Annotated in this window: 14 protein-coding genes; 5 read left to right on the forward strand and 9 right to left on the reverse strand. The window is 71.4% G+C overall.

What is annotated here, in order from left to right; all coding sequences use genetic code 11:
- Positions 1 to 295: 295 nt before the first annotated feature.
- Positions 296 to 979, reverse strand: coding sequence for a SnoaL-like polyketide cyclase (locus AC559T_RS21410; RefSeq protein WP_071064404.1), 684 nt, complete (start codon positions 977 to 979; stop codon positions 296 to 298).
- Positions 980 to 1835: 856 nt separating this feature from the next.
- Positions 1836 to 2312, reverse strand: coding sequence for a MarR family winged helix-turn-helix transcriptional regulator (locus AC559T_RS21415; protein ID WP_498869865.1), 477 nt, complete (start codon positions 2310 to 2312; stop codon positions 1836 to 1838).
- 220 nt (positions 2313 to 2532) lie between these two features.
- On the opposite strand from AC559T_RS21415, the gene AC559T_RS21420 reads away from it, so the two are divergent.
- Both AC559T_RS21420 and AC559T_RS21425 read left to right on the forward strand, forming a co-directional pair.
- Positions 2533 to 4053, forward strand: coding sequence for an MFS transporter (locus AC559T_RS21420; protein WP_235014434.1), 1521 nt, complete (start codon positions 2533 to 2535; stop codon positions 4051 to 4053).
- Between the two features lie 232 nt (positions 4054 to 4285).
- Positions 4286 to 5875, forward strand: coding sequence for an FMN-binding glutamate synthase family protein (locus tag AC559T_RS21425; RefSeq protein WP_498869883.1), 1590 nt, complete (start codon positions 4286 to 4288; stop codon positions 5873 to 5875).
- A gap of 38 nt (positions 5876 to 5913) precedes the next feature.
- Here the strand turns inward: AC559T_RS21425 and AC559T_RS21430 are convergent, their stop codons facing one another.
- On the reverse strand, positions 5914 to 6798 hold the full coding sequence (locus AC559T_RS21430; protein WP_498869866.1) for an alpha/beta hydrolase fold domain-containing protein: 885 nt from the start codon (positions 6796 to 6798) through the stop codon (positions 5914 to 5916).
- Between the two features lie 98 nt (positions 6799 to 6896).
- Positions 6897 to 7703, reverse strand: coding sequence for a DUF3710 domain-containing protein (locus AC559T_RS21435; RefSeq protein WP_498869867.1), 807 nt, complete (start codon positions 7701 to 7703; stop codon positions 6897 to 6899).
- A gap of 273 nt (positions 7704 to 7976) precedes the next feature.
- Between AC559T_RS21435 and AC559T_RS21440 the strand changes: the two genes are divergently transcribed.
- Complete coding sequence (locus AC559T_RS21440) at positions 7977 to 8417, forward strand: cold-shock protein (RefSeq protein ID WP_071064367.1); 441 nt, start codon at positions 7977 to 7979, stop codon at positions 8415 to 8417.
- A 47-nt stretch (positions 8418 to 8464) separates the two neighbouring features.
- Here AC559T_RS21440 and AC559T_RS21445 read toward each other — a convergent pair whose 3' ends face one another.
- Entirely contained in the window at positions 8465 to 10138 is a 1674-nt protein-coding gene (locus AC559T_RS21445; RefSeq protein ID WP_498869868.1) for a diguanylate cyclase domain-containing protein, read from the reverse strand.
- Between the two features lie 277 nt (positions 10139 to 10415).
- Here AC559T_RS21445 and nagA point away from each other — a divergent pair, with 277 nt between their 5' ends.
- Positions 10416 to 11621 (forward strand): N-acetylglucosamine-6-phosphate deacetylase, encoded by a 1206-nt coding sequence (nagA, locus tag AC559T_RS21450; protein ID WP_498869869.1) that lies wholly within the window; start codon positions 10416 to 10418, stop codon positions 11619 to 11621.
- A 96-nt stretch (positions 11622 to 11717) separates the two neighbouring features.
- Here nagA and AC559T_RS21455 read toward each other — a convergent pair whose 3' ends face one another.
- From AC559T_RS21455 to AC559T_RS21465, 3 genes are all read right to left on the reverse strand, one after another.
- Positions 11718 to 13049, reverse strand: a complete 1332-nt coding sequence (locus AC559T_RS21455) for an alkaline phosphatase PhoX (protein ID WP_112108024.1) — start codon at positions 13047 to 13049, stop codon at positions 11718 to 11720.
- Positions 13050 to 13318: 269 nt separating this feature from the next.
- Positions 13319 to 15205 carry a hypothetical protein gene (locus AC559T_RS21460; protein WP_498869870.1) on the reverse strand — a complete coding sequence of 629 codons (1887 nt, stop codon included), beginning with the start codon at positions 15203 to 15205 and terminating at the stop codon, positions 13319 to 13321.
- Positions 15206 to 15294: 89 nt separating this feature from the next.
- Positions 15295 to 15744: a hypothetical protein gene (locus AC559T_RS21465; protein ID WP_498869871.1), complete on the reverse strand. Its 450-nt coding sequence runs from the start codon at positions 15742 to 15744 to the stop codon at positions 15295 to 15297.
- A 453-nt stretch (positions 15745 to 16197) separates the two neighbouring features.
- Here AC559T_RS21465 and AC559T_RS21470 point away from each other — a divergent pair, with 453 nt between their 5' ends.
- Positions 16198 to 18411 carry an NACHT domain-containing protein gene (locus tag AC559T_RS21470; RefSeq protein WP_112108021.1) on the forward strand — a complete coding sequence of 738 codons (2214 nt, stop codon included), beginning with the start codon at positions 16198 to 16200 and terminating at the stop codon, positions 18409 to 18411.
- Here the strand turns inward: AC559T_RS21470 and AC559T_RS21475 are convergent.
- The gene (locus AC559T_RS21475) at positions 18362 to 19177 is read right to left on the reverse strand and encodes an inositol monophosphatase family protein (protein WP_160144320.1); all 816 of its coding nucleotides are present in this window, start codon (positions 19175 to 19177) and stop codon (positions 18362 to 18364) included. The two genes, AC559T_RS21470 and AC559T_RS21475, sit on opposite strands and share 50 nt — an antisense overlap.
- Between the last annotated feature and the right edge of the window lie 3 nt (positions 19178 to 19180).

The following is a 19180-nucleotide window of genomic DNA, read 5'->3' on the forward strand; positions in this document are numbered from 1 at the left end:
AGCCGCGGATCACGCGGAAACGAGCTGTTATGCACGGCAGGCTCCGCCGCCGGGCGATGCGTGGCCGGCCAGTGAGTCCAGGCTCTCACTGAACCGCCGCGGTTCCCCCCGCCGTGCATAACGGCTGGGCCGACATGAATACTTCTCGCGTAGGCCACCACCGGAGTCCCCGCTCCCGCGCCCACCACACGCCCGCGGCCACCACGAACCACAGCCGGTCGCGGCGCTTCGCAGGGCACCCGACGCCCGGCCCGGACGGATCCACCGTCGTCGATCTCGTTGCGAAACGGGCTTGTCAGGCGCTTCCCGGGTGACCGCCCGTCCCCGGTCCGTCGGCACCGGCGAGACGTCCCAGGAACGTGGTGTTGTCGTAGAAGTTCTCCACCGCGAGTAGGCGCAGGTCCGGCGCGCAGCGGGCGACCGTGACGCCGAACAGCTCCATCCGCTCCCCGGTCGGCTGGTGCCCCTGGTAGGGGCCGTCGAAGGTACCCCAGTGCCGCCACTTGAAGGCGATCACGGGCGGCGGTGAGTACACCTCGAGGACCTCCCAGAAGAACCCGCCCGGGAACGCCCGGTGGAAGGTCTCATGGGAGGACTCGAAGGTCTCCGCGGCGGCCGAGTAGTAGGGGTTCTCGCCGATCAGGACGTTGTAGCTGCCCCGCTCGGCGAGCTCGGCGCTGTCCGCCGCCGGTCCTCCGTTCATGCTGACCCGGATCCGGTCGCTGACCATGCTGACCCACTGGGCGGGGTCGCTCTTGTAGGAGAGCTCCATCTCGAACACCTGCACGAGCTGCTCGACGACGTCGGCGAGGGAGCCGGGCGTGTGGTGGACGGTGCGCTCCCCGGGCATCACCTCGCGGGAGAAGCGGTAGTCCGGCGGGGCCCCGTCGCGCCACCGTGCGTCGGTGGAGGCGGCGATGACCGCGTCGCGGCCGCGCAGGTGCAGCGGAGTCGTACCAGCCGTGCTGTCTTCGCTCACCGTGTCGTCCTCCATGGTCCGATGCATTCGCCTGTTCGGGCGGCCGCGCAGTCGCCGGACGGCACAACCCCCCGTGGCGGCCAAGGGCGGCTGGGGGTCGTGGGCGCACACTGTCGGTGACAGTTGGACGGTCGATGGTGCCGTCAGGCCTGCGCATCTCGAGTCTGGTCGGTACGGAACCCGCCAGGCCCGAATCGTTTGTCGCCGGAGCAACGACGAAGGTCCCGGCCGGACGGACGTTCGGTCCCGCCCCGCGGCTCGCCCGAGCCAACCCGAGCCTTCCGCCCACCCCGGTCCCGCGACAGCCGGGGCCGGCCTGGGGCAGCCACGGGATTGGGTTCGTCCAGGAAGGTCAGGACCTGGCCGGTACGACAGGGCGAAGTGGCGGGACACCGACCTGGTCGCGTTCGCCGCTGACCGCGTCGCCTCCGGCCGAACCTGGAAGCCCGACGATCAGACGCAATGCCCACCCCGGACGAGGCCGCGACGCTGCGCCTACCTCCCGGAGAACCCGTCGTCGTCGGTAGTGGCTGGCGCGGGCGGTGGCCTGATGGCGGCGCCGCCACTGTGACCAGTGCAGGACGTGGGCAACAGTCTCGGTCGTCTGGACGACGAGAGCGGTGAACAGCCGGGCGAGGAAAGCATGGGCGAGCATCGCGAGACAGGTCTGGATCGTTTCTTCGCCGACCCAGCGGCGTCCAGCGACCCTGACCAGCGCGGACAGCGGGACCGGGCCTGGCGCGTGGGAGCGGTAGAAGGCGTACTCGCCGGTGCGGCGGTGGCGGCGGACCAGACGCTGCCACGGCGCGCCGCGCTGGTGTTTCGAGGGGGTGCCGCCGCCGGCGCGCCCCTGCGGTCAGCGGCCGGGGACGGAAGCGGAGCGTGGCCAGGGGCGCTGGCCGTCCTTGGCTTCGATGCTTGCGTTGAAGCGCTCGAGCATGCTGGCGAACAGGCGTAACTCGTCCTCCGACCAGGTGGAGACCAGGCCGCTCAGCTCGCCGATGACGAAGGCGCGGTCGTCGGCGACGCGGCGGGCTCCCGCGGGGGTGATGCTCAGCTTGCGGGCGAGGCCGCCGTCGGGGTCGGGGATGCGCTCGGCCAGGCCGGCCTGGAGGACCGCGGCGGTCTGGCGGTTGACCGTGGAGACGTCGAGGGAGAAGGCCTCGGCGAGCTGGCCGATGGTCATCGGGCCCTGGGCCTCGAGGCGGCTGAGGAGGAGATAGGCGGAGCGGTCGAGGTGACGCGTTCGCCCGCGCCTCGCGGCGTTGGGCGCGATGTGGTGCCTGGCGAGCAGCATCAGCTCCCGCTCCAGGTCGCGCAGACTGTCGTGCACCCGGGCCTCCGCTGGACGTCCGCGCGCACCAGCGGCGGCGGACCGTGACCTTTCTCCCAGTCTAACGGTGTGACGACAGGATGTGTATAAACCATATTGCGTGTAGCATGCATATAGGAAACGCCTGAGCTGGCGTTCGGCCTGGCAGTCTGTCCCGGCGTCGCCGCCGCGCACCACCTTCGTCGAGCCCGCACCACCTTCGTCGAATCGGAGTACCGCCATGGCGCGAGCTCGCACGGACCCGGCCGAACCGGGGGCGGGCCCGGCGTCGACGGCGCCGATGGGACCGACCGCGCCGCGCCCGAGCCTGTTGACCGCGGCGCTGGCCGTGGCGGGCATCGTGGCGTCGTTCATGCACACCCTGGTCGTGCCGATCATTCCGCAGCTCCCGCACCTGTTGGACTCCTCGGCGTCCAACACGACCTGGGTCGTCACGATCACCTTGCTGGCCGGTGCCGTCGCGACGCCCGTCGCCGGGCGGCTCGGTGACATGTACGGCAAGCGCCGGATCATGCTCGGCAGCGTGGGGCTGCTCGGCGCCGGCTCGCTGGTCTGCGCGCTGAGCACGTCGTTGCCACAGATGGTTGTCGGCCGCGGGCTGCAGGGGCTGGCCACCGGGCTGATCCCGCTCGGGATCAGCCTCATGCGCGACGAGCTGCCGCCCGAGCGGCTCGGCTCCGCGCTCGGGCTGATGAGCTCCTCGCTCGGCATCGGCGGCGCGCTGGGTGTCCCGACCTCGGCGCTGATCGCTCAGAACTTCAGCTGGCACGTGCTCTTCTGGACGGCCACCGTCCTGAGCGTGCTGGTGCTCGCCATGCTGTGGCGGGTCGTCCCCGAGTCGCCGGTGCGCGACGTCCGCGGCCGCTTCGACGTCGTCGGGGCGCTCGGGCTCGGCGCCGGGATCACCTGCCTGCTGCTGGCGATCTCCAAGGGCAGCACCTGGGGCTGGACGTCCACCACCACCCTGGGGACGGTGCTCGCCGCGCTCGCGGTGCTGGCCATGTGGGGCCCGTGGGAGCTGCGCCACGCCTCCCCGGTGGTCGACCTGCGGGTCAGTGCCCGCCGCCAGGTGCTGATGACCAACCTGACCTCGGTCGTCGTCGGCTTCGCGATGTACGGGATGGGGCTGGTCATCCCGCAGTTCCTGCAGCTGTCCGCGGGCACCGGCTACGGGCTGGGCAAGTCGATGGTCGTCGCCGGGCTGTGCTTCGCCCCGTTCGGGGTGGTCATGATGCTCGCCTCGCCGCTCACCGCCCGGGTGTCGGCGATGTGGGGGCCGAAGACGACGCTGGTGCTCGGTTCCGCGATCATCGGGGTCAGCTACCTGATCGGCCTGTTCGTGATGCACTCGGTCTGGCAGGTCGTGCTCCTCGCGGTGATCGGCGGGGTCGGGGTGGCGCTGGCCTACGCGTCGATGCCGTCGCTGATCATGGCCGCGGTGCCGGCGACCGAGACCGCGGCGGCCAACGGTCTGAACACCCTGATGCGCTCGCTGGGCACCTCCTCGTCGGCTGCCATCGTCGGGGTGATGCTGGCCAACATGACCATCACGTTCGACGGCCGGGAGGTTCCGTCGCTGGCGGGCTTCCACGCGGTGTTCGCGCTCGGCGCGGGCGCGGCGGCGGCCGCCGTACTGATCGGCCTGTTCATCCCCGGCCGGGGGGCGCGGGATGTGCCCATCCCGGCTGCCGCGGCCCCGCGTGAGACGGGCCGACCGCGCGCGCAGCTCCAGCAGAGCTGACAACCTCCGCTACAGCTGACAGCCGCCGGCCGGTCGCACGATCCGGACCCGGATCGTGCGGCCGTGTGTGGACGTCCAATCTGATCTTGGGATGGCGGCGGTGGCGCCACCGGGACGAAGCGCGGGATACGGTCGGATCCGGACCCGCCTCGGATCCCGGTCCGGGCCGATCGGGGCGGTGCGAACAGCTGCCGTGACCCGACGCATCGGGGCGGGGAAGGACGCGATCGCCATGCTGCCGCTCGTCACCGTGCTGGTCCTGGCCGTGCTGACGGCAGTGGCGGTCGGCGGGGCGCTGCTGGCCGCGGCCGGCTGGTGGGCCGCCGCCGCGGTGGCCGGCGCGCTGCTGGCCGTGGCCGTGCACGACGTCGTCCAGCGCCAGCACGCCATCCTGCGGTACCACCCGGTGCTCGGGCATGCCCGGTTCCTGCTCGAGACCATCCGCCCGGAGGTCCAGCAGTACTTCGTCGAGCGCAACTACGACGGCCGCCCGTTCGACCGTGCCACCCGGACGATGATCTACCAGCGGGCCAAGGGCACCCATGGGGACCAGGCCTTCGGTACCGAGCGCGACGTCAACGAGGTCGGCTACGAGTACCTCCCGCACTCCACGGCGCCCGTGCCGGTCGCCCCCGGCTCCGCGCCGCCGCGGGTGCGCGTCGGCGGGCCGGACTGCACCCAGCCCTACGACATGGCGCTGCTCAACGTCTCGGCGATGAGCTTCGGGTCGCTGTCGGCCAACGCGGTGCTGGCGATGAACCGTGGCGCCGCGGCCGGCGGCTTCGCGCACGACACCGGCGAGGGCGGGCTCACCGAGTACCACCTGCGCCACGGCGCCGACCTGGTCTGGGAGATCGGCAGCGGCTACTTCGGTACCCGCACCCCCGACGGTGACTTCGACCCGGCCCGCTTCAAGGACGTCGCCGCGCTGCCCACGGTGCGGATGGTCGAGCTCAAGCTGAGTCAGGGCGCCAAGCCCGGCCTCGGCGGCGTGCTGCCGGCGGCGAAGGTCACCGCGTCGATCGCCCGGGCCCGCGGGGTCCCCGAGGGGGTCGCGTGCATCAGCCCGTCGTTCCACCGGGTCTTCGCCACCCCGCGCGAGCTCGTCCTGTTCGTCGGGCGGATGCGCGAGCTCGCCGGCGGCAAACCGGCCGGGTTCAAACTGTGCGTCGGGTCGCGCCGCGAGCTGCTCGCGATCTGCCGGGCGATGGTGGAGGAGGGGATCACCCCGGACTTCATCGTGGTGGACGGTTCGGAGGGCGGCACCGGCGCCGCACCGCTGGAGTACGAGGATCATGTGGGCACCCCGCTGACGGAGGGCCTGATCACCGTGCACAACGCGCTGGTCGGGGTGGGCCTGCGGGACCGGGTCCGGATCGGGGCCGCCGGCAAGGTCGCCAGCGGGGTGGACGTCGTCAAGCGGCTCGCGCAGGGCGCGGACTACACGAACGCGGCCCGGGCGATGATGATGGCGGTCGGCTGCATCCAGGCCCAGCGCTGCCACACCAACACCTGCCCGGTGGGGGTCGCCACCCAGGACCCGCGCCGCGCCCGCGCCCTCGACGTCGCCGACAAGAGCGAACGGGTCCGCCGCTACCAGGCGGCGACCGTTGCCCAGGCGGTGCAGGTGATGGCCTCGCTCGGCTGCACCGGGCCCGAGCAGCTCCACCCGGGGATGCTCATGCGGCGCATCACCCACACCGACACCCGCAGCTACGCCGAGCTGTACGAGTGGCTCGAACCCGGTGAGCTGCTCGCCGAGGCGCCGCGTTCGTGGGCGGCCGACTGGGCCGCCGCCGACCCCGACAGCTTCCGTCCCTGAGACCCTGTCAGCAGCGACCCCGTCAGTAGCGGCCAAGATCAGCGCGGGGCGTGGTCCAGAGCGCGGTCCAAAAACCGGATGATGCCCGCCAGGCGCTCGGCGAGCGGGAAGGCCCCGCCGTGGCCCACCCCCCGCAGCAGGGTGAGCTCGACCGACCCGCCGGCGGCGTACAGGCCGTCCGCGAGCTGCTGCGACTGCTGGTAGGGGACGGTGCAGTCGGTGTCGCCGTGCTCGATCAGGAACGGCGGCGGCGGGCGGTCACGGCGCAGGTGGGACAGCGGGCTGGCCAGACGCACCAGCTCCGGCGCGGCGGTGATCTGCGCGCCGAGGAAACGCGACTCGGGGGAGTCCGCGCGGTCGTGCGAGGCGGCCCGGGCCGGGCAGCGCGGATTCGCGCGCAGCTGGGCGTCCATGGTCGAGAAGTCCACCGGGCCGTACAGGTCGACCACCGCCCGCACCGCGCTGGACGGCCGCGCTCCGGCGGGGCTGAGGTCCACGACAGGGGCCAGGCCCACGGGAGGACCCAGGTCGACGTCCTCGGACAGCGGGTCGTCGCCGGCGGCGCCGAGCATGGCGGCGAGGTAGCCGCCGGCCGACTCGCCGATCACCCCGATCCGGGCCGGATCCAGCCCGAGGCGGTGCGCGTTCGCCTGCAGCCAGCGCACCGCGGCCCGGACGTCGGCGACCGCCGCCGGGAACGCCGCCTCACCGGAGAGCCGGTAGTTGACGCTGGCCACCGCGTAGCCCGCGTCGGCGAGCGCGTGCGCGGTGCGGGCCATGTCCTGCTTGTCGCCGACGGCGAACCCGCCGCCGTGGATCGCGACGACGACCGGAAGCGGGTCGCCGCCGCCCGTGGGCAGGTACAGATCGAGACGCTGCGCGTCGGACAGCGTCGCGTAGGCCAGGTCCTGCTCGGTGCGCACACCGCCGCCATCAAGGTCGAGTCGGGTCGGGAGACGGGGGAGACGGGCATGGCACGGCCCACCCCCGGCTGCATCATGCCCCACAGCCCGGTGGGGCTTCAGCCCCAGGTCGACAGGTTGCGGCTGAGGTCGCCGGTGAAGGCCGCCGCGTACTCGTGCACGGCGCGGCGACCCTCGAGGGTTCCGGTGCCGGCCGTCAGCGGCTCGTCGGTCCACAGGTCGTCGAGGGCTCCGGCGTTCGGGCGGCTGCCGGCCGGCCCGACCGGCAGCAGCGGCAGGGCCGTGCCCGCCGGCATGGCGGCGGGGCCGCGTACGACGACGAGGCCGCGCAGGATCTCGTCGGCCCCGTCGGCCCCGTCGGCGTCGACCGGGGTCACGACCGCCCGCAGGAACCAGCGCGGGCCGTCGACTCCGACGACCCGGCAGCCCGGGAGCAGCAGCTCCGGGCCGTGGGGGCCGTCGCGGACCTCCGACTCCGGGTGGCCGGCGGCCAGCTCGGCGCGTACTCCGGCCCACAGTCGCCCGCTGGTCGGCGCGGCGAACACGGTCACCCGCACGGTGAGCCCGGCGGCCGTCAGGACGAGGTCGGTGCCCGGCCCGGTCCGCGTGCCGCGGGCGATCCGCGCGGTCACTCCCGGCGGCACCGCGACGCGCAGCGCGCCGAGGTCGAGAATCTCGGGCGCGTGCCGCCCCACCCCACCGGGTACAGCTCCGACACCCGGGACGGCGTCGCCGGAGCCGGAGCGGGAACGGGCCTCGTCGTCGGGCGGGTCGGCCGGCGCCTCGTGCGCCGCCTCGCCTGCCCCGCCGGGCCAGGCGAGCTCGGAGACGTCGTACGGGCCGGGGCCGTCCAGGGCGGCAGGTGCCGGCCCGCGCGCCGCGTGGTCGGATGGATGCTCGTCCACGGTGGTCCTGCGGCGACCGAACATGCTCCCCCTCCCCAATCACCACGCGTGTCGCCGGGTGGGAGCGGGCGGCGCGGGGTGTGGGCGTGGCCACTGGGTCGCAGTGTGACCCGGCCGCGGCGGCCAGGCAAGCCGGCGCGGCGAAAACCTGGGTCACGGCGACGCGAGCTGCCTAAGATGACTGGCGACTGCCACGGTTCCGTCTGGGGTGACTGGCGGGTGCGGTCGGCAGTGGGCCAGATCATGGGGTTTCTCAGGGGCTGTGGGTGAGTTGTGAGTACGGGAAAAGTACTTCGTTTTGATCATGTGCGCGGCTACGGGTTCCTTGCGCCCAGCGACGGCGGCGAGGATGTCTTCCTGCACGCGAACGATCTCCTCGTCGAGAAGAGTCTGGTAGTGCCGGGCGTGGTCATGGAGTTCGAGGTCGAGGAGAGCGACCGCGGCCGGAAGGCGTCGGCGGCCCGGATCCTGCGGGGCCCGGCGGCGGGCTCGGTCGTCGGGCCGGCGGCCGTCACGACCGCCCCGGCGCCGGTGGTCTCCCGCCACGACGACGGCGGCGACGGGCTGTGCGACGTCCTGCCGGCCGAGGAGTTCACGCAGGAGGTCACCGAGGTCCTGCTGCAGACCGAGCCGTCGCTGACCGGCGCGCAGATCCTGCACATCCGCCGCCAGCTCGCCGACGTCGCCCGCAAGTACGGGTGGGTGGAGAACTGACGCTCCGGGCGGCACCCGCCGCCCGGCCCGCCGGCTGAGCCTGCCGTTCAGCCGGCCATCCCGGCCTGCCCCGCCATCCCGGCCTGCCGGGAGTCGTCGATCTCCGGGGAGTAGACGACGAGGCTGCCCTTCCCCAGCCGTTTCGCCGCGTACATGGCGTGGTCGGCGTGCTGGAGCACTTCGTCGGGGCAGACCGGTCCCGCCTCCGTGCCCACGATCACCAGGCCGAGGCTGGCGCGCACCAGGTGCCGGCGGTCCTCGATGGCCACGGCGATCCGCAGCGCCGCGCGGATCCGGTCGCCGGCCGCGCGCAGCTCCTCGGTGCGCCCGCCCGCCCGGTCCGCGGCCCCGGTGTCGAGCAGGACGGCGAACTCGTCGCCGCCGAGGCGGGCCACCGTGTCGGTCGGGCCCGCCGCCTGGGCCAGCCGGTGGGCCGCCGTGCGCAGGACCCGGTCGCCGGCGGCGTGGCCGAGGTTGTCGTTGACGACCTTGAAGTCGTCCAGGTCGCAGAACAGCAGCGCCACCGGGTGGCCGGTGCGCTCGTGCCGGTTGATGGCCGCGCGCAGCCGGCGGAAGAAAAGCGTGCGGTTCGCCAGGCCGGTCAGCGGGTCGTGGAAGGCATGGTGGTGCAGCCGGGCCCGGCTGTCCTCGTAGCGGGCCAGCAGCAGCGTGTTGTCGATCGTGGTCACGAGCTGGCGGGCGAGCGCGAGCAGCATCAGCGCGAGCATGCCGATGATCTGCGCGACCGGAATGTCGGCGTGCGTGATGATCTGGGCCGCGAGCAGGGCGCCGACGCAGCCGAGGGGCAGGTAGGGCACGGCGACGCGGGCCCAGACCCCGCGCGGGCTGCGCCTCGTCCGGATGATCATGCCGTCGTGGGGGGCGGCGGCGGCCAGCGCGGTCAGCACGCTGCCGCCGGCGAAGCCGACCAGCACGACCGCGTCCGGGCCGTCGGTGGCCTTCGCGTAGGCGTTCAGCGCGGCGCCGTCGGTCACGGCGAACAGGAGCAGGCTCGCGCTGAGCAGGCTGAGCGATCCCGAGCCCGTCGGCCGTCGGAAGATCAGGATGAAGATGACGGCGGAGAGCAGGATGAGCTTGCCCGCCCCGCCGGCCACCCCGAACGCCAGCGACGCCTGGTTGATCTGCGCCGACCGCACGAGTGGGACGACCAGGATCGCGTAGACGAGCAGCAGCAGCGATCCGACGACGAGCAGCCCGTCGAGGACGGCCTCGAGGTACCAGGCCATCCCGCCACGTTTGTTCGTGCTGATCGGGATGGCGCGGGCCCGCTCGGTGGGGAAGGTCAGCAGCCCGGCCAGGCCCAGGACATAGCCGAGCAGCGGCGCGGCCCCGGTCGCGGCGAGATCGGGGACGGTCTCCCCGCTGGCCACCATCGAGACGGCCACTCCCGCCACGAAGCTCGACGTGATCGCCGCCGCCTCGAAGCGCCGCCACCGGCGCTCGTGCCGGGGCACCCGTCGCGCGGTGACGAGGCAGCAGATCGCGGAGGCGAGCGCGGCAGCCGTCACCGCGGCCTGCGCCGCCTGTTTACCGATGTGTTCGGGCAGCGCCATCGCGACGGCCGCGGCCAGCACGACGAAGGCCAGCCCGATGGCGGCCATCGCGCGGAACGCGCCGCGCGACACCGGACGCGCGGGCAGCCCGTCCGGCTCGGCGCGGCCGCGGGCCCCGCCCGGTGTCGCTTCCCGTCCGTCCGGCATTCAGCTCCCGTCGGCGGTCGTCCGGTGACGTCCCGCCGGGCGTGCGCGGCCGGTCAGCGGGACCGGGCCGTGCGGCACGCCGGGCGAGAAGTCCGTGTTTCGAGTGGACGCCCAGCGCCGGGCTTCTTCAACTCAGGACGCGCGATCTGTCCGTTACATCGTCATGGCGCCCGTCCGGCCCGCAGCGCGGTGCCGCTACGGTGAGCGTGCCGCCACACCCGCGCACCGCCACGGGGCACGCCGGGCCCGCGGGGGGAGGCTCGAGGGGGAGGTTGGGATGATCCTTCTGGCCGGCGCCCGGGTGGTGACGCCGCACGGTGTCCTCGACCCCGGCCGGGTGCGCGTCGAGAACGGCCTGATCACCGAGGTCGGCCCCGAGGCCGGCCCCACGGCCGGGCCTGTCGGTGGGGAGGCGGGCGGCGCGGGGGCGGGCGGCGCGGACATCGTCGACCTGGCCGGGTCCTGGCTGGTGCCCGGGTTCGTCGACCTGCACGTCCACGGCGGGGGCGGGCACGACGTCACGGCGTCACCGGCCGATCTGGCCGCGGCGGTGGCCTTCCACCGGGCGCACGGCACGACCCGCACGCTGGTCTCGCTGGTGGCGGCGCCGGTGGAGCGCCTGGCCGAGCAGTTGTCCTGGGTGGCGGCGCTCACCGCGGCCGGGCCGGGGCCGGATGGCCATGTGGTCGGCGCGCATCTGGAGGGGCCGTTCCTCGCGCCCGCGCGCCGTGGCGCCCAGCCGGGCGAGCATCTGCGCGCGCCTGACCGCGGGGTGTTCGCCGAGCTCGTCGCGGCGGGCGCGGGCACGCTGCGGGTGATCACCCTCGCCCCGGAGCTGCCCGGGGCCGGCGCGGTGACCGAGGCCGCGCTCGCGGCGGGGGTGATCGCCGCCGCCGGCCACACGGACGCCACCTACGACGAGGCCGCCTCCGGTTTCGCGGCTGGCATGACGCTCGCCACCCACCTGTTCAACGGCATGCGCCCGCTGCATCACCGCGAGCCCGGCCCGGCCGGGGCGGCGCTCGACGCCGGTGTGGCCTGCGAACTGATCAACGATGGTGTGCACGTGCACCCGGCGCTGCTGCGCCTGGTCGCCGCCGAGCCGGCGCGCCTGGTGCTGGTCACCGACGCGGTCGACGCGGCGGGTGTCGGCGACGGCGACTACCTGCTCGGCGGCCACCCGGTCCGGGTCCGGGACGGGCAGGCCCGCCTGGCCGCCACCGGCGCGCTCGCCGGCAGCACCCTGACGATGGACCTGGCGGTGCGCCGCGCCGTCGCGGCCGGGCTTGCGCTCGAGGTGGCGGTCGCCGCCGCGGCGACGAACCCCGCCCGGGTGCTGGGCCTCGCCCACCGCTGCGGGTCGATCGCCCCCGGGCTGGACGCCGACCTCGTCGTGCTCGACGCCGATCTGCGGGTCACGCGGGTCATGGCGGCCGGCAGCTGGGTCCCCGGTCCGGCTACCCGGCCGATCGCGGCCGGGTAGCCGGCGCACCGGTCAGCGCACCGGTGCGTCAGGACGCCGCGTTCGACGTCCCGGGGTCGTTCGCGCTCGCGTTCTCGCGGTCGCGAGGCGGACGGCTCAGCCGCGCCACCACGGGCCGGTGATCGCCACCGTGAGGCCGTCGCTCTGGATGTTGGCGTAGAGCCAGCGGCCGTCCGCGGAGAACGTGGCGCCGGCCCACTCGCTCTCGCCGGCGGCGTTGCGGGCCAGCGGGTAGGGGACACCCTCGGCCGACGGCGCGATCAGGTACTGCTCGCCGTCGCCGTCCTCGCACAGCACGATGCCGCCGTTGGGCGACACGGTGATGTTGTCGGGGCCGTCGAACCGGCCGCCCGGCTCGATCAGCAGCACCAGCTCGAGGGTGCCCTTCTTCGGGTCGAGCTTCCAGACCTGGCCGGCGTGGTCACGGGCGGCGCCGTCCGCGGTCCTGGCGTAGCTGGAGACCACGTAGGCGGAACGCCCGGACCAGAAGATGCCCTCGCCCTTCGGGACCTGGGTGACCTGGCCGGCGGCGAACTGCTTGCGGGTCGACACCGTGGCGGCGTCCGGGTCGGGGACGTCGACCCAGGACAGCTGCACCGTGGTGTGCAGCTCGCTGATGGCGGACAGGTCCGGGACACCGGGGACCTGCAGAGCCTGCAGCTTGCCGCCGGCCCGCAGGCTGCCGGGCCCGCCGAGCGGCCGGCGGGGCAGGAAGCGGTAGATCAGGCCGTACGGCTTGGACGCGTCCTCGGTCAGGTAGAGGCAGCCCGACTGGGGGTCGACCGCGACGGCCTCGTGCGCGAACCGGCCGAGCGCGGTCAGCGGCACCGCCTCGCGGTCACGCAGCCGACCGAACGGGTCGACCTCGAAGACGTACCCGTGCCGCTTGGTGAGCGCGGGGTTGGTCGCCGGGGTGTCCTCGGTCTCCTCGCAGGACAGCCAGGTGCGCCACGGGGTGTTGCCACCGGCGCAGTTGCGGATGGTGCCGGCCAGGCTGGGCACGGCCGACAGCAGCCGGTCACCGGCGACGGTGACGGTCGTCGTCCCGCCCGGGGCGGCCGGGTCGTAGGTGATGCCCGGCCGCTGCGGGACGAGGTCCGTGCCTCCGGGGGAGAGCTCGTGGTTGCGGACGAGAACGCTGCGGCCCGGGCCGAGCGGGAACGCGTACGTCCCGTCGGGCGCGCCGGGTACCGCACCCCCGCCGGTCAGGGAGTCGACCCCGGCTCGGGACAGCACGGTGTACCGGAAGCCGGGGGGAAGATCGACCAGGCCCTTCGGATCCGGGACCAGCTCGCCGTACCCGGTGAACTTCTTCGGTGTTGCAGCGGACGCGGTACCGGCGAACACCGAGCTCACCGCACCCGACAGGGTGAAGCCCAGGCCGGCCGCGCCGGTTCCCACGACCACCTGACGGCGGTTGACTGCCATGAAGACCCTCCTTCACAAGGACGGTCCGCACGCTCGCAGCCGCACATGACCGGTAAGCGACTCGGATGCGAACGTCCGTGCACGGCAGGTGGTCGAGATCCCCAACGACCGCGGAATTCAGTGCGGCAGACGTGGTGGGGAGGCCGGAGCCGGCAGCGGGGGCCGCCGAGAAGCGGGCCGTATACCGGTCGGAACCGCCATGAAGGCGAAGCCCGCGGCCGGGCCGGGCCGGAATCCCCGGGGATGCACCTTCACGCTCTGCCGGTCGCCTACGACGGAGGGGACCCTTCCTGGCGGTCCGCCGGACCGGGGACCGCATCGCCACGCAGGGATTGCGTGAACCATCGGATGCAGGACAGCGCGCCGAGAAGATACCCACGGCATTCGTCCGACTCCGCCGGTGGGGGTGGGCGGTGTTCCCGGCTGACCTCCATGACTTCGAAGAGCAGGCGGTAATACGGCAGGCGGTCGGCTTCGCTGGCCGCCGCCACCTGACTGGCAGCCGTTTCCCGTCTGCCGCGGATGAGAAAGTGATAGCGAAAGGCATCGAGCATGTAACGGCCGGCGAGCCAGGCGTCGCGCAGCGGATCCCGGTCCGTGCCCACAGAGCTGACCTGGGTCCACAGCACCGCCTGCGCGTCCTGCGCCCAGAAGGTGGCTTCCGCCCGGAGGGCGGCGGCCTCAGGCTGCCGTAGCCCGTGCTCGGAGAGATCTCCGACGACCGGCTGCCGCTCCGCGAGCAGCCGGCTCAGGACCAGTGGTGAAGCCGCGAGGGTCGCACCGTCCGTGACATTCACGCGCAGGCCGGGAAGCTCCGCGTGCAGTTCCCGGGTCAGGTCGAGCCAGAGCTCCGGGCGGGCGTCGTCGACGAGCAGGTGCATGTCTATGTCGCTGAACCTGCTACGGGCGACCGGGTCGAGAATCGAGCCGGTGAGAACGGCGGCGAGCAGGCCGGGCACCCGCGCGAGCCGCGGGCGGGCCCAGCCGACCACCTCGTCGGCCTCCGTCTGCCGCGGAGGGGTCGCTCCGCCGGCCATCCGGCCGGCCCCGGTCGGCACCGGGGCGGCTCCGCTGACGGCGGATTCGGTGACCCGTGCGACGGAGACGGTGATTCCCGGGCCGACCAGCTGCCGCACCGACATCTCGGCCATCTCCCGGACGTCCGAGGGAAGCGGCCGATCAGCCTCATATGCGACGACCACATCCGTCGGTGTCGTCTGCACGATTCGGGCGCCCTGGACATCGAGCTGGGTGAACAACTTGCAGAGATCGAGCTCGGTGATGCGACGGCCGTTCGCCCCGTCGGCCACGACATGCAACGACCGGGCGGTCGTAATACTGAATCGACGGCCGGGCACGGGGCACCCGCAGGAGCCCGCCGACCATACTCCACGGTCTCCGGTCCGGTACCGCAGCAGCGGCATGGCGCGATTGACCAGACCGGTGACGAGGATTTCCCCGCCGCGGCCAGCCGCCGGTTCGACGGTCAGCCGCGGCTCGAGAATCTCCACGACCACATCACGCTCGTTCACGTGATAGTCGTCCGTGGTGAGGCAACCGTTGCCGACGACCCCGAACTCGGCGAGCGTGTAAAGTGACGTCACCGGACAGTCGAATATTTCGCCCAGGCGCCTGCGGGTGGCCATCTGTACCGTTTCGCCAGAAAGAACCAGGGCGTGTGGGCGGATCGCTCCCACATCCCTCGCGCGTTCGGCCACAAGCGTGAGCACGGACGGCATGCCGGTCACGACACGCCGATCGAGATGGTGCAGGGAGCGTCCCAGGAGATCTGGCGGAAGATGCCAGACCCTGTTGAAGCTCCACTTCGTCATTGTTCCGTGGATCGACCACGGTGAACGCTGGGAGCGGGTCGTGGAGGCGAGATGCAGAGTGAGGTGAACAAGCCCGTCGTCCAGCCACTCGGCTGGATCAAGAACCGCCGTGATCTGCCGGGTCAGTGCATCCATCTCAGCCTGCTGTGCCTCCTGGTCGATCGTAATCTCGACCGGTATGCCGGAGGTCCCGGTAGTTCGCACGGTGCGCCAGCCGGACGACTCGCCGGCCTCGGACCGTAGCCGGACCCGGTGCCTGCGCACCTCCTCCCGGTCGAGGATCGGGAGATCGAACAGCACCTGTTCGGCGACCTCCGGGAACACACCCCGCGCTGTCAGACGGTCGTGATAATACGGGACGGTGGTGGCCGCGAAGGCCAGAATATCCGCAAGTGCCGAACTGCCCGCACCATTCACTTCGGGAGGGCTCCGAAAGCTTCTCGGTGAACGTGTTGCTTAAATGTTCCCAGCTCGTTCAGGTCATGCCCGGACGAAATCCAGAAGGTGGTGAGTTCGGTGCGGGCCTCGACCAGCGCCCCGCCGGACTCTCTCGACCGTTCCAGCGGCAGCGCCCGTCTACGGTACTCGACCACGGCCAGGAGGCGGGCGAGGGCGGCACCGCTGCCGCCTTCCGCTGTCCACAGTTCGAACAGCGAAGACAGCGCGTCCCCATCTTCCGGTTGATCGCCGGTCCGGGTTCGGTCTGTGTGACCACCCGCGAGAAAACGTTCGGCGGCCGTTCGGGAGGACGGGGGACCGGTACCGGAACCTCCTACGTCCGTTCCCGTCCTTGACCGCAGGATGCTCAGAAGCAGATCGACGGTCGTTACCGTGATCGCTGACGGGAGGATCTCGAGAGCCATCCGCATAAGGTAGGCGGGTAGTCCGGCCTGCCGCAGCTCCTGCTGAAGCAGCAGGCCATGCCCGTAGCCCGGGGTTGTCACAGTCGGCCGATCCACCGCAGAACAGTACCCACGTGGCAAGGGTAGCCCAGAAAGTCTCGTCGCAACCCGTCATAAGCGGGGATAAGGGTGCCCGGCGCCGTGCATGTGCAGGTGCGCCTTGCGGCGAGGGGTGGCATCCACCGCCGAACATGCCCGCGGACCAGCGAGGGTGACACGCCTTGCCCTCGGAGGATTGCCTGGGCCGCCGGGCCGGATGCCAGCACGCAAGGCATGTCGCCGGCAAACCTGTCCGGTCGCGGAGCATTCTGGCCGGGTACCCCTTCGGTTCAGCTCTGCAGATGGTAGCCTGCTGTCTACAAGATCATCGAAGGCCTTTTTGCTCTTCGTTGACGATCGGGCGGGGGAATCGCAATGGCTCGTCGGCGCCGTGGCGCCCCATTCGTTGATCTCGTCGAGGAGCTTAACCAGCTCGCGGCTTTTGGTGGCCTGGTGATCAGCCTTGCCGGTCTACTGTCCGGCCGCGTGTTCCTCGCCGTCGGAGCGCTCGTGGTCGCGGTCGTGCTGCTCCTGGGGCGACGGGTTCTGAGCCCCCGTGATCGGCTGGGTCCATGGGAGCGGCGGCGCCTGCGGCGCTACTTCCGCGCTCAGCTTGTCGTGCTGAAGGAGCAGCTTCCCGCCGGGCTTCCACCCATGAGTGATGGAGGGATCACTCTTGGTGATTTCGTGGGGTCCGGAGGTCTTTTTGCTGAGCCTGAGATCGAGCAGACCGGAGCGACTGAAACGAACTCGGCAGGTGTCGTCGACTGGCTCGCCAGGGAGGTCGCCGCGTCCGGCAGTGTGCTCCTGCTCGGCGATCCGGGGGTGGGGAAGACTCTGGTCTGCGAGCTTACCCATCGCGAGCTCGTCCGCCGGTTCGTAGCAGACCCGAAACGGGAGCGAATACCGTGGCTGCTGAGGCTGGTCGAGGTCGGTGAGTTGATCCGGAGCGGAAGCGAGACGTCGCCGCATCTGCTGATCGAGACCGCGCTCGCCGGGCGCCCGGCGGACGGAGACGGCGACGGGGTTCCGTTGTCCGCCGACCGGATCCATCAGCTGCTTCGCGCCGACAGAATCATCCTCCTGCTGGATGGCCTCGACGAGCTTGCCATCCATGGCGGCGCAGCACGCGACGTGATTCCACGGGAACTTGCGGAAGTCCTGCGCGGGCGGGTCGTCCTCACCTGCCGTCAGACGTTCTTCGATCTCTATATGGCCGCGAGCGAGCCGAGCCGCTGGTTCGTCACCAGGGCGAACCTGCGGGGGGTCGACTTCCAGGTTGCCGGCCGGTCGTTCGTCCGGGCGTACTGTGCCAAGTTCGGTCTGGACTCCGCTGAGACGGTCATCGCGACCATCGAAAGTTCGACGGCACTGACCGACCTGGTCTCCCGTCCGTTGTTGCTGTTCATGGCAACCGACGTGCTGGCGAACCGGCTTGGCGGGGTTCCGGCCGAGAACGCCGGGCGAGCACCGGAGCCGGATGAATGGAACGCGGCGGAAGTCTATGACCTTTATGTCTCCAAGTGGCTCCACCTGGAGCGGCGTCGAGGCATGTCAGTGCACTGGCAGGATATGCAGGAGCTGGCCGAGCGAGTGGCCTGGCGAATATATCAACTCGCGTTCGACGGACGTAAGGCCTTCGGTCAGTTCGACGTCCATGACCTTCTCATCGGCGGGCGCACGCTTAACGACGTCGTTCGCCAGTGGCGGCCGGACGAGTCGCCGGACGAGGCGTTCCGGGAGCTGACTCTGCGGTCCTTTCTCGTTCGTTCGGAGGGTGACGACTACTACCGCTTCGTCCACAAGTCATTTTTTGAGTTCTTTGCGGCGCGTTACATACAGTCGGTGCTCATCAACGACCAGGTCGCCGATGACGTCCTGCTCGCGGTCCTGCTCTCGCCGCTGCCGGACGAGATGATCGACTTCACCCGGCAGCTTCTCGACCGTTGCGCGGGGATCGCTATCGAGGCCAGATCGGTGTGCCGGAACCTTTTCCACGTGTTGGAGGTCACGGCCACGACAGCCGCCGGTAGTCACTCGGCGATCATGGCAAGGCAGCAGGCGGCAAATCTGCTTCCGCTTGTTCTCGGGGGCGACCAGCGCAGCCAGGACCGGCTTCGCGAGATCCACGCCAACGAGCCGCATCCGTTCGTCCGACGTGGTATCGCGGTCGGTTTCGCCCTCCATCTGGACGATGGATCGTTGATCGACCGCCTGGTCTCGGACTTTGACGATGACCCCGACTCGCTGATCTTCCACCTGGGATACAACAGGATCTACTACGGTGACCAGGAGGCGAGTAACAGCGGCTGGCGGGATGATGGCACGGACCCCTGCGATCGGCTTTTTCTGGCTTCGCTCCGTCAGCTTCGGAGTAGTGCATACGAGCAGCTCTGGCCGATGTCCCTGTACACTATCCGGGTGTTACTCGCGGATCCGGGGCGACGTGCCTACCTTGACCGGGCCGTGGATATCCGGGCCTCCGTCGACGAGCTTCTCCGATTCGCTTTCACGCACAAGGACGATGCTCGTGAAAGCCTCACGCGGGAATGTCGGCGTCTTGTCGCCTTGCTGATGGGACCTGCCTGATCACGGCATCCGTCACATGGTTATGGACCGCGTCGAAAGCCTCGGGCCAGGCGGTCACGACGATATCCGGCGATGTCACCCCGGATCTTCCCAGTGCACGCACGGTGCATCCGGCCTGCCGGGCCAGAAACTGCGCGGCGACGTGTTCCGGGCCGACGCAGTCGACCGCGACCGTTGCACAGAGATGGCCGGCGAGCAGCAACATCGTGTCGATTGCCGGTGACCAGGTGTAGAAAACCCGCCCATAACGGGCCTCGAGCGTCGAACGAACCCGGTCCAGTGCCGGGTCGTCCCGGTCGACGCCGTAGCCCTGCTGCAAAGCAACGGCCGGAGCGACAGGCTCGCCCCGCTTGGCCAGCACCGCGCCGTCGCCGGCGAGGAGCCCGGTTGCCTCGCTGCCCGCGAGATACCTCCCGGTGTGCGAGTCGCGGACCACGGCGGCCACAACGTTATCCCGGTGCGTGATGGCGATGGCGACTCCGTAGACGGGTAGACCGATGGTGAAGTTGGTCGTGCCGTCCAGGGGATCGACCAGCCAGGTCCAGTCCTCGTGGCCGGGGTGGAGCCCGGACTCCTCGCCGATGATCACATGGCCTGGAAAAGTTCTCTGTACCTCGCCGACTATGAGCCGCTCGGCGGCACGATCGATCTCTGTCACCACATCGAGTGACAGACTTTTGCTGGCATACGCGAAGCGGGCGGAAAAAGAACTCCGTGCGAGGTCGCCGGCCTCGCGTGAGAGCCGAACGGCAAGGTCGAGGGCCACCGC

Source organism: Frankia sp. Hr75.2, assembly GCF_949319125.1.
In the GTDB taxonomy this organism is placed as follows: domain Bacteria; phylum Actinomycetota; class Actinomycetes; order Frankiales; family Frankiaceae; genus Parafrankia; species Parafrankia soli.